Source organism: Pseudomonas sp. H1_D05, assembly GCF_054682705.1.
The window spans coordinates 1683074-1694547 of sequence record NZ_CP162825.1; the positions used below are offsets into that span (position 1 = coordinate 1683074).

At 56.2% G+C, this 11474-nt stretch carries 10 protein-coding genes; all 10 read right to left on the reverse strand.

What is annotated here, in order from left to right; genetic code table 11:
• Positions 1-20: 20 nt before the first annotated feature.
• Positions 21-1094, reverse strand: coding sequence for a tetratricopeptide repeat protein (locus tag AB4O11_RS07755; RefSeq protein ID WP_460131055.1), 1074 nt, complete (start codon positions 1092-1094; stop codon positions 21-23).
• Between the two features lie 2 nt (positions 1095-1096).
• A complete protein-coding gene (locus tag AB4O11_RS07760; RefSeq protein WP_460130411.1) occupies positions 1097-1945 on the reverse strand; it encodes a tetratricopeptide repeat protein in 849 nt (282 codons plus the stop codon).
• Positions 1932-2477: a hypothetical protein gene (locus tag AB4O11_RS07765; protein ID WP_460130412.1), complete on the reverse strand. Its 546-nt coding sequence runs from the start codon at positions 2475-2477 to the stop codon at positions 1932-1934. Before AB4O11_RS07765 ends, AB4O11_RS07760 begins: the two co-directional genes overlap by 14 nt.
• A gap of 4 nt (positions 2478-2481) precedes the next feature.
• A complete protein-coding gene (locus tag AB4O11_RS07770; protein WP_460131058.1) occupies positions 2482-2937 on the reverse strand; it encodes a hypothetical protein in 456 nt (151 codons plus the stop codon).
• An 88-nt stretch (positions 2938-3025) separates the two neighbouring features.
• Positions 3026-3754 carry a hypothetical protein gene (locus tag AB4O11_RS07775; protein ID WP_460089280.1) on the reverse strand — a complete coding sequence of 243 codons (729 nt, stop codon included), beginning with the start codon at positions 3752-3754 and terminating at the stop codon, positions 3026-3028.
• Complete coding sequence (locus AB4O11_RS07780) at positions 3751-6201, reverse strand: alpha/beta hydrolase (protein ID WP_460130413.1); 2451 nt, start codon at positions 6199-6201, stop codon at positions 3751-3753. The genes AB4O11_RS07775 and AB4O11_RS07780 overlap by 4 nt, the downstream gene beginning before the upstream one ends.
• Before the next feature lie 9 nt (positions 6202-6210).
• Positions 6211-7605: a TIGR01777 family oxidoreductase gene (locus tag AB4O11_RS07785; RefSeq protein WP_460130414.1), complete on the reverse strand. Its 1395-nt coding sequence runs from the start codon at positions 7603-7605 to the stop codon at positions 6211-6213.
• 203 nt (positions 7606-7808) lie between these two features.
• Entirely contained in the window at positions 7809-9176 is a 1368-nt protein-coding gene (locus AB4O11_RS07790; RefSeq protein ID WP_460131061.1) for a lysozyme inhibitor LprI family protein, read from the reverse strand.
• A gap of 46 nt (positions 9177-9222) precedes the next feature.
• On the reverse strand, positions 9223-10362 hold the full coding sequence (locus AB4O11_RS07795) for a lysozyme inhibitor LprI family protein (protein ID WP_460130415.1): 1140 nt from the start codon (positions 10360-10362) through the stop codon (positions 9223-9225).
• Between the two features lie 186 nt (positions 10363-10548).
• Positions 10549-11298 carry a lysozyme inhibitor LprI family protein gene (locus AB4O11_RS07800; protein ID WP_460130416.1) on the reverse strand — a complete coding sequence of 250 codons (750 nt, stop codon included), beginning with the start codon at positions 11296-11298 and terminating at the stop codon, positions 10549-10551.
• Positions 11299-11474 lie beyond the last annotated feature (176 nt).

An 11474-nucleotide genomic window follows, 5' to 3' on the forward strand; every position in this document is an offset into this window, starting at 1 on the left:
AGCAACTCAACGAGCTCTTGTCACGCCTCGGGCGCCACAGCGCTGCGCTCACCCACCCTCGCCGGGATTTTCGAAGCTTTTCCCGCTTCAGACATTCGCGATGCGTATTGCTTGTACGCCGCCACCGCCCGCTCTTTATCCTTCACGGCCCAATAACTGTCAGCGAGATTCAGGTAAGCAACCGTCCTGTTTGGGTGGTTAGCAATCACTGCGTTGAGCAACTCAATCGACTCAGCGTAGTAACCCGCCTCGCCGAGCAGAAAACCGAGGTCGTTGGACCAGCCGGGACGCTGCGGGTAGTAGTACTTTGCGACGATATAGCTATCCGGGGGACAAGTGTCATGCGAGCCACCGCCCATCAACGCGTAGCTCATCGTATCCTTGAAGGAAGAGTCATCACCCTTTCGGTAGGCTGCCAGCGCCATATCCATCAAATCAGCCGAATTGACGGTCATCAATTTCTTTCTAACGCCCTCAATACTGCCAGTACGAGCAACCCGCAGCTTCTGCAGCGCTTCACGCCCATCGAAAGAGGCGAGGGTGATCGGGCCCAATGTCTGCACCGGCAACTCCACAACGCTGACAAGCGACCGGTCACAGGAGTCGTTATTCGCCACTTCCAGCAGAGCTTTCAGCTCAAACTGCTTTGAACCTCTATTGAAGGCGAACAACAGGTTGAAGTTGTAAACCGCGTTATCTTCTTCGCTGGTTACCAGCGCGATGTAATCCCCAGCCTCAACGAACGGCTGCTTGACGACAGCTTCCTCAGACTGCGGATCAATGACAGTCATGACGCCGGGGCGACCTTTGACTACATGGACGCTGAAGACACCCTGAAGAGCGGACGAGTACTGACTCTTGATCAGAGGCAGCGCCTTCGACGTATCAAGCAAAATTTCCTCATTACGTGCCTGCACCGGCGCGATCAACAACCGGTTGGAGGCCTCGTCCGCATCCCCTGTCAGAACAAATACCTTTTGCCGTGATGCATCACCCAGCAAGCTAGCCGGAATTTCCTTCAGGACTTGTGGGGCAGCGAGTGCGCATGAAGTGGTTAGCAGCCCAAGGCTCAACACGATAAAGCGGAAGAACATATTCACTGTTTCAGTCCCTGAATTTCAGATCGCTCAACGACGCGTTGCGGAATCTTCTGCGCTTTACCGGCGGCACTCATCGCGTCGCGGTATTCGCGGTAATAACGCTGCGCTTCTTCTTGCCGATCAAGTCGCCACAGCGAATCAGCCATGTTCAGCATCAGCACTGTGCGTTTGCCGACAGCTTCAACGCCTCGATAAAACTTCAGCGCCAACTCATCGTTGCCGCCCTCGGCCAAGTAGAAACCGAGGTCGTTGTAAGTCTGAACACTTTGCGCCGGGGGATGACACGCCATGTAGGATTCCGGGCTTAAAAAGCTCAGGCTCCATTCGATGGACTCTGCTCGGGACTGTACCGGCTCGATACTCGAAGCATATTTCAGCAGGTCCTTGGGTGACTTAGTCTCCAAGACAGGATTGAGCACCCCGCCCTCTTCGGAAACCCATTGCTTGCCTACCCATTTTCCCTCACAAAACCGCTCGTAACTCTCAGCAAGCACGCAACCGGTTTCCATCGAGATCACATCGCAATGCCCTTGTGATGTCGCTATTTCCTCACCGTTCTCACCTATGACTACGCCGTACTCCACCGCAGTCGCCAGTAGAAAATTTTGGTCAGGGCTGAGCCACTCAGGATAAGCCTGGGCAGCAATGCCGGCATGGAACAACGGGAACGTTTTTCCATTCGCGGTGAACCAGGCAGTGGTAGATTCCACGACGGGTGACGTCCATTTTTTAGCCCGGAACGTCACTGTGTTTCCGGCGGCTCCCACTATTGGCGGGTCAACGGCAAAGACATTGGTAGCGCTGAACAAACTGCCGATCATCAACACCCACTTAAGGCTGGCCATAGACGATCCTCTTCACCACCGGGCTTTCTGACATTAACTGTCTCTTCGTAACGCCATAGGCCTTGATCAGCTCGTCCCGAGATCCCCTCGAGCCAAACGAGCGCTGGTTATTATCGAAGCTGTATTGCTCCAATCGCCCTGCTGTCGAGTAATACCCATGCCACTCCGCGCAGGCACCACAACCGCCATAGCCGCCTATCGAAACCAGACTGCCCTTGGTGCCTTCCACGCAATCCATTGCCACAACAACATTGCTCAACATCTTCGTCTTCGCACCGTCGGAAGTGAGCTGTGAAATTTTGCTGATATCGCGACGAAGCACTTTGCCGCCGATGTTGATGGTTTGGTCGGAGCAAACCGGGATGACGTGGGTTTCCGCACCATCCACCGTCACCGATCGGCAAGACGACACCAACACCACTTCAACACCGCCACACTGCATGACATCGCGCTGGGTAAAGGTGTCCGAAGGCGCGGCGAGAGCTGGCAGAGAGAGCAGCAGCGAAAGGCTGCCCGCGAGAAAACGGCTCATCCACTCACTCCTCATCCATCGGCGACGATTCCACGTCGGTCATGCTCAGCAGCCGGAATTCGTTGCTCACAAACTCGTAGTAACGATCCCGGTTGCCGCTCTCCAAAGCATTCCCCTGCGCATCTTCTTCGCCGTCGAGCGTGATGCCGGACACGATGATCATGCGGCTCTCGGGATGGTAAACCATGCCGAACGTACTGCCGTCATAAGCATTGGGCAGCCCGCCAACGACTTCCCCAGTTTGAGCGTCCAGCACTTCGCCGCAAATGGCGCTGCCGCCACAACCGAGCCTGTGCAGGATGTAATGGCCGGCGAAGTTGACCTTGCCTTTCAGGGCTTGCACCCTTGCCTGATCCATCATTGGGCTGCTGTTTTCTTGCGGCACCAGCTTATGGTTGGGGCCGGTGAAAACTGGCGTGACGGTGTAATCCTTGAAGGTTGGATCGGCAGCGAATGCCATGGACGCGGCAGCCAATATCAAGCTGCCGAGAAGAACCGAAAATCCTTTCACGCTGTAGCTCCATCGACGCAAGTCATTGTGGGTGTGTTCATTCGAAGGCAATGCCGCGCACCGCTTTCTTGATTTGCTCGAACCCTTCGTTGCTGATCGCCAATGGGGTGGATGAACCCGATTCCGCCGAGCCGATCAGCACGTCTTTGCCCCTCAGCAGGCAAAAAGCGATGCGGGTAATGTGCCGTCGTGACTTGTCGTGGAAACCGAAGATGAAACCCGAAGAGTTCTCCCCACCCCATTGTTCGAAGGTGTAGGTGTTCGCACGACCCGCCAGAGAGTTTGGTACCCAGCCCTGATCGGTACGAGTCGCCGGACACCTGCGGTCGTTGTCGTCACGCAGGACTTGCACCGCAAACGCATCGTCTACCGGGGGTTTCCAGTCGGTGAGAAGCGAAAAGTACTCCGAGTTTTCACACATCAAACCAAACCACGGCTGGCTCAGGTCACCGTGTTTCTCGAAGTGCCAGTCGGCACCACTCAACGTCTGCGCTTGCCACAAGCTGGGGGCGCTGGACGGTTTGGGCAGTTGTTTGGCTGCGATAAATACCGAATAGAAATCGTCGAACTTCAGCCATTGGTTCTGCAGCAGCGGCATGGAGAACCGACACGGACCCATGTCTACAACTGCCTCGGTCGGGCCTTGCGCAACCGGCGACTGGCCGGGTTCGTTACCGACCAATACAGGACCTGCGGCAGTCACATAATCCACCTGTAAAAACGCGAACAGACCAAAGATCAATTCGCGGAGGCATCGTAGTTTCACTTCGCATCCTTCGAATTGATCAATTCCAAATCCCCATCCCGATACAACACCTCACACCCCACCCACGCCGGATCAACCTGCGGCATCACCGCCGACGGCTTGCGCAATTCCCGCAGCAACGTCGAGCCATGCGACAACCGCCCACCCATTCGCGCAATCACCGCCCGCGCCGCTTGATAGTGCGCATGCCGCCCCGGATCAAGGGTGTCTTCGAGCAGGATGTCGGCGCCGAGGATGCCTTGCACCTGCCCCGGATAAATCATGAACCCGGTGGCCTGCTCCGCACCTTCGCGACCGTCCTGCCAAAAGCTGCCATCGCGGGTGCGCACATCGGGGTGCAGTGCAAACCAGTACTCGCGATCCGCCAGCGGCATGGCGTGATGCAGACGGAAGAAGATGCGCATGAGGTTGTCGCGGTACCACTCGCGCACTTGCAGGTAGTAACCGCGCAGGCCCGGTAGGCCGGTCGAATGCGCTAGGCGGATCAGCCCTGACCATTGCGGGAATGCTTGTAACGGCAGCTCAGTCGCCATAGGTCGAGGCGTAGCGGGATCGGTTTCCCACGGCAATCGATGCGGACTGTTTTCAAGGTTGTCGTACGCGGTCGGCGGGCGGCCCAGCCAATCGCCGCCACTACTGGCCAGCGCCGTGGCGATGCACAGATTGCCTTGCACCACGAACACGTAAAACCGGGTGAACCAGTCCGCGAGTTGTTGGCCATCGGCACTCTGGGCGACGAGTTCGGCCAGTTCCCGATCGAAGCGCTGCAAGCCGTTTTCAAGATTCAGCAAATGCCCGCGAGCCTTGCGTTGCATACGCAAAAACAGCGGCAACGAACGCAGCATCTTCAGCGGCTGCCACGGCAGATGCGGCGTCGCGCCGCCGACTTCACCGGAGTAGTTAGCGGCGCTGATTCCCCAGTCGGCCAGCCTTGCGAGGAACAAATCATTGTTGATATAGGACGCACCGCCGAACACGGCGGTGAACGGCTCGTTGTCCTGCAACACTCGCGCATCCCAGCGCGCCATGATCGCCGGGATACTCGCTGCCGCGCGGCGCTGGGCGTATTCCACCATTACGCTCGGTTGCGGCGGCAGGATCTCGGCGATGTTGGCGGCGGTCAGGTGTCGGCGCCAGCCGTAGTCGCTGATCGGCCGGTATTGCAGGAGCCAGAGTTGCGCGCCGTCCCAGGCCCATTCGACGTCGCCGGGCACGTAGTGGAACACGCGCAGCACGTCTTGCAGAAAGCGCCAGAGCAGGTCTTCGGTCAAGCCATGGGACGGCTTGAACGTGCCGCTGCGCCACGCATCACCGAGCCGCGAAAGCGTTGCCCGCGAGGGGCTGACGTGACCGTCGGCCAGCGATTCGAGATGACCTTCAACCCACTCCAGTTCTACCGAGAGATGGCGCACAAAAGCGATCCCGGAAACGACCGGCGTGATGAAGCGCTGCACCACCACTTCCTCGACACCTTCGGCCGTCAGTTCGGCAATGCGTTTCGGCACGTTGGCGGTCGGCTCGCGCAGATAGGTGGTGCTCAAACCGGCATTCGCCGAGTCGGCCTGATCCTCGCCATAACTGGAGGAGCGCACCGCCCAGGTCACATCAGGTTGGGCGGCGAGAAATGCCGGCAGACGCGGATCGGCACAATCGTTGAGCGTCAGCGCCGCCGGCACCGCTTGCCGCGCCAGTTCGGCCAGACGCAAACGACCACCCTTGGTGTGCACGACAAACCCGCGCTCGCCCGACTCCAGCCACTGCGCGAACTGCGCGGGCGAGTCGATCCACGGGTAATGACCCCAGCCGGGTTTGAGGCTGATGGTCAGATCAGCGCGGGCGAGAATCGCCGACCACGCCGCCGCTTGCTCGATGCCGAGCACCGCGTCCTGATCGCCCCAAACCAGCTCGACCGGATCGGTGATCCACTCCAGCAGCGGCAGTGCGGTATCGGCGCGAACCAGATCCCAATGCGGCACAAACGCGCGGCAGCGCGCATAGCCGGCGCCCATGCGCTGGTACTGCGCGGGGGTCCAGGTCTGGTTGGAGAACTTGCGCGCGAACAGCGTGGGTTTGTTCGACAGCAGCCAGTGAATGGTCTTGCGAATCGGCAGTGGCGACATCAGCGCCGGCAAGCGACGCTGCCACAAAAATGCCCCAACCGGCGCCAACAGAACACTGCGCGAAAAGTGCCCGGGCCGACGTTGCAACGCATGCAATACAAGCAAGGCATTAACCCCGACTGCCATGATCGCGCTGCCCTGCTGGGTCATCGCCAACAAGGTCTGCGCGTAGTCCGCGAGATCCTCGCAGGGCGGCTGCAGATTCGCGCCGAAGCCCGGCAACTCCAGCGGCACCACGTCGTAGCGCTGAAAGTGCGGCAGCGCGTCGTCCCACCAATCGGCAGCGCTACCGTTGCCGGCTAGCAGGTACATCAACGGCTTGCTCATGAGCGATCCTCAGGTCAGATCGCGCAGAGCGGCGTCGAGGGTTGGAAAGCGGAATGTGTAGCCAGCCTCGGTCAAACGCTGCGGCACCACGCGCTGACCGTCGAAGAACAACTGCGCCATCTCGCCTGCCAATGCGCGCACTGGCGCGGCGGGAATGTGCAACCACACCGGGCGCTTGAGGACCTTGCCGGCCTGCTCGGCGAACGCTGCCTGACTGACCGTTTCGGGCGCGACCATGTTGTAGGTGCCGCGCAGACTGTCGTCGTTGAAAGCCCGCTCGATCACCTGAAGCACATCGTCGCGATGCACCCAGCTCATGATCTGCCGACCGTCGCCCATGCGCCCGCCGAAACCCAAGCGGAACGGCAGCAGCAACGGCGTCAACGCACCGCCGGGGCCGAACACTACTCCGAGGCGAAGCACCACCTGACGCACGCCAAACTCGGTGGCCGGTTGCGCGGCGGCTTCCCAACGTGCGCAGAGTTCGGCCATGAAACCGTCGCCCTTGCTGGCGTGTTCGTCGAGGCTTTCGCTGGCGTCGCGCACGCCGTAGAAGCCGATGGCCGAGGCTTGAATCCACAGCGCTGGTTTGTGCTTGGTGTTCTTCAGCCAGGTCATCAGCGCTTCGGTGGTGCCGACTCGGCTGGCGAGCAATTGCGCCTGACGTTTGGGAGTCCAGCGTGGGCCGGCGACGGGGGCGCCGGCGAGATTGATCACTACGTCGAAGGCTTCGTCGTGGCTGAGTTCGCTGAGCGAATGCACGCAGCGGACGCGGCCGTTGAATAGATTGGCTGCGCTCAATGGATCGCGCGTCAGTACGCTGACCGAGTGGCCGGCGGCGAACAGTTGGTTGACCAAGGCTTCGCCGATAAATCCGGTGCCGCCGGTGATCAGCACGCGCTTGAAAGCGCCGCCGGCAAACGGGTTGGATTCGCTCGGTGTCTTTACTGCAGAAGGCTTCCGGCGGTCATGCCGATACAGCCAGAACAACGGAGGCAACAACACCAGCAACGCAAAACCGTCGAGCCACAGGTGCGACCAGACCTGCTGTTGCGCCGAGAGCCACATGTCCTGCGGCGCCCATAACAGGATGCCGGCGATCAACCAGCCCCACACTGCCGGGGTTTTCAAGCGATTGCCCAAGTGCACCAACGCGAGCATGTACAACGAATAACTTTGCAGCGTCGCGCCGAACAGCGCGAGCCACCAGACTTGTTGTTCGTGGCCGGCAGCGGGCACCGCATCAGCGCCCCAGAATGCGAGTTCGAGGATGTGCAGATAGCCGTCGAGTAAACCGGAATGCCCGGCCCAGGTCAGGGTGAGACCGGCGAGAATGTGCACGATTGCGGCGGCGTATAGCCAGAGCACTAACGCAGGGCGAAGGGAGTTCGAGGGGGCTGGCATTCCGTGTCCTGAGCGCATTCCTTGGGGGTGGGGAGTTTAAAGGAAAATCGCGGTCGTCAGATGCTCAAGTATTAAACGTTTAAGCGCTGCGGATTCTGGCTCAGCGCATATGAAAACGCGTTAGCCATGATGGCTGAACGCGTTTGATCACATCGAGGTAAAAGGCGTCGGGCGCTGTAAACGCCCTTCTTCACTTAACCGCACTAAAAGCAGCTGCTGGCCACTATCGGTTCAGCCACTTCGGACTGAAGTCGCTTAATCGCATTGATACCCGAGTCGTTACCTTTGTCGGCAGCAAGCTGATAACAGGCCAAGGCGCGAAGAATATCTTTCTTTCCTAGATCGCCGCTTTTCCAATAATCGCCTAACGAAACGAATGCATGGGTTGATCCCATGGTGGTAGCACGAATCAACTCTTTTTCAACGTCCAGCGGGCGCTGGCAGGGTCCTGAACCGGCCAATTCATTGCCAAAACAATAGAAGCCAGCCAACGACTCAGCACCGCTCGGTGAATCAACGGCTGCTGCTTTGAAAAGAGCCTCAACTTTGCCGTATTCCAATTGCGGGGCCATACCCGACAGACTCAGCCCGGCCGCAGCCGAACTAGATATAGGATCGCCTGAAGCGGCCGCGCACAGGTAATTTTCCAAAGTCGCCTCAAAAAGTTCTCCTGTCAGTCGGTATTGCTCAAGGCCGCCCAAGCCAGCAAATCCTTGTCCGCGCTGCCAACAGAAATTCTCCGCACGACTCATTTTCCGCGTACTGGCTACAGAAAGCTCTTTATCAGGAATCGACCAGTCCTCAACCCCATCTAGCGTCCAGCAGGACTTCCGCGAAAAGTTGAAAATCTTGATATTGCTGTTGCCGGCGCGTTTATCCACAACGTTAACGTGGCGGTCATCCACCTTCTCGATCTCTATTCCTTCCACTTTCCCATCGGGCACAGCCACCATTAAGGGAAACGCCATATCGCGTCCCACCTCCGCAGTAACGTAAGTCACAATCCGCCCTATATCCGACGTCCCCTTTAATACCAGCAGCTTCACGGCCTGCGCAGTTAGTCGCTTCTGCGATTCGGCATTAGCGGAGAATGCTGGAAGAAACTGTGCAAAGTCTTGCGTAGGGCACGAGCCACGTCCAATTGTCGGGCCACTCCCGGTATCGGACGCGATATTGTCCAGAAACGCTGACCGAACACGACTCATGCTGGCGATGCAATTGTTAACCGCTGCCACATGCGCCGAAGAGCCCGGTTCCGCTTCCAACGCATCGATCTGGCAATCGGTATCGCGCAGTTTGATCCAGGCGCGCTGAGCCTCCTGAACCGTGGCCTTTTGGCTTGCGGCAAGAACCGGATCGGTCTGATACCCACCTTCGAGCCGAACCATCAGTTCTTGATAACTGGTATTCAACTGATTATCTGCAGCAACCTTGGCACTTACAGAACATCTTTCCCTCTGAGAGTTCGTAGTGATATCGGCACATGCATCGTCAGCAAATGCATGTCCCCCCAACAGAGATAAACCACCAATCAGCACGGCGGGCAGCACCGGAATAAGATATTTACTCAAGGCAAATTCCAACAATATCTTGCGAAAGTGTTTTTTTAAGTCGTGCTTATTCTTCAAGGGAGATAGCCATTTTCAGAGTAGATCCATTCAGATAAACGACGGCTTCGCGCCCATTAATATCGACAGGGGTAGGATTCTGGATCATTCCTTCATCACTAGCTTTCGCAATTTTTGTTAACGTCTTATCCGCAACATTGGCACGCCAAATAGTTCCATCACCATTCTTGAAATAAAACGTCGGCCGTGACTTGCTCCAAATCGGAGCATATATATTCCAACCAGCCTCGGGCCGACCAGCCTGCGCTATCGTTTCATACCCGGAGGTGTGCGAGTAGTACGCTTGCAATTTTCCATACTCACCACCCCAACCGAATGTCAAACCACTAACAGCATTTTCATCAGTATTTGGCCACTGCTGGAACAGCAAACTGCTTTCCAATGGCGGAGATTTTGAACCGAGCTTATAAACCATCCCCCGCAGCTGATTCTTAGAGAGCTGCTGTCGATAGTAAAACGCCCCATCAAAGATTCCCGCAAACCTTTTCCCTTCGTCGTTTGAACCCAAACTCAGAGCACCATCAAAACCGATATCTTTCGCAATCGTGTGCAATACCGGCCTGTCGTTGCGATCAACGTACTCATATAGATTACCCCGGTACGCAATCATCGCCGCATCAAAATGCCCTTCAAACACGATGACATGCAACATGCCTGAAATTGTTTCAGCGGAGATCACAAATCGTTCAACAGCCCCTTTTTCATTGGGAAGCCATGCTAAATCAATGACCTTCCATGAGCGTTCAAACTGTGTGTAGGGCTTATCACCCAACATTAACTTAATATCTTTCTGAGTCGGCCTAGGCGCAATAGAAACCGGTGTGAGAAAGCTTATCTGCCGAACATAAGAGTCCTCTAAACACTCCACTGACTCACAAGAGTTACGCTCTGACTCAAGCCATTCACTTTCGATTATTTGTAAAGCTCGCCGATTTTTTATCGGTTTGAAGACCTCACTGAGCTTTTCGTCCATTGCGGACAAAGAAGGAGAACTACAAATTTTCCTCTCCACTTCCGTCGAAGCTTTGCCACAGTCGAAACTCGCAGAAAATGCGACCGAACTGAATAGCAAAAAGGTTAACGATAAAAAGCAAGGGAGCGAATGTAAATTTTTCATTGATTCAGCCATCAAAGAAATTTTCCCACCATCGAAACGGATACGTTTACGCTCCGCCTCAAAATCAAATAATTTTGGCGCAACAAATAAATCCGTCCCCTTTCACACGTAAAGGAAATAGCGCAGAAAAGAGAAAGAAAAGTTTGTTCATGCTCATCCAAGTCGACGCTTTCGCGCGAATGCACTGGCTTGTCCGTTTCAACGTCTGCTCTTGTCCGGAGCCAAAGCCAATTGGCGAGCACGCTCTATCGTCGCGCGAATTAGGCAGGCATCGGACCACTCACCGAAAACTGATTTATGCGATTTCGGGTCGGCTTGGCACTCCGCATCTCGAAATTTCATCCAGGCTCTTTGAGTTTCCCTCAGAGCTTTCTGACCGCTTTCGTCCAGCCGACTCATACGATCCCGATATACAGAATTCAGCAATGCATCCGCATCAGGAACCATCAGATCAAGAACACCATTTCCCGAGGGAAACCACTCAACGTCCGCCAATGCCTGTTCGCTCTCATTGTTCCAATTGTAGAGGCCGTACTCTTCGATCTTCAGTGTGGCGGATCGCTGATGGTGATTCGTCGGATCGGTCTCGCTGACCTCCGAGCGATAAACAATTTCCAAATAGATAGGGTCGGTTGTGCGCTGAGGATCATTCAAAAGCGTTTGCCGAACAATGGCCCGTTGCTTTTTGCTCTCAGTGATCTCTATCGAAAAGCACGGATCCGGCCCAGGACGCTCTGCGGACGCCTTCCTCTCCAGGCATTGATTACGAACCGCCATGGAAGGGGTATCCGAACCGCCACCCACATCAACGACTCTGACAAGCAACCGGACTTCCGGGTCCTTGGAAAAGTCGGCCTGAAGGATGGTGGCAATCATCGTGCCCTCAGCCATGACCACAGGCGACAGTATTGAAAGTAAAAAAAAGAGGCTAAATCGGAAAATCTGCATTCCTTGGCGTCCGTAAAAACTCAGTGATCCGTTCAATTCTGAACGGGCCTGCGACAGAAGATAGAGTCAGAACCGACAAACGGGTCAGATCTATTTAAGTTTTCAACTAAATTCAAAGCGGTCGAGCGCAAAAAAATAAATCCGTCCCCTTTGATTGTCCGCTTTGATTATTAACA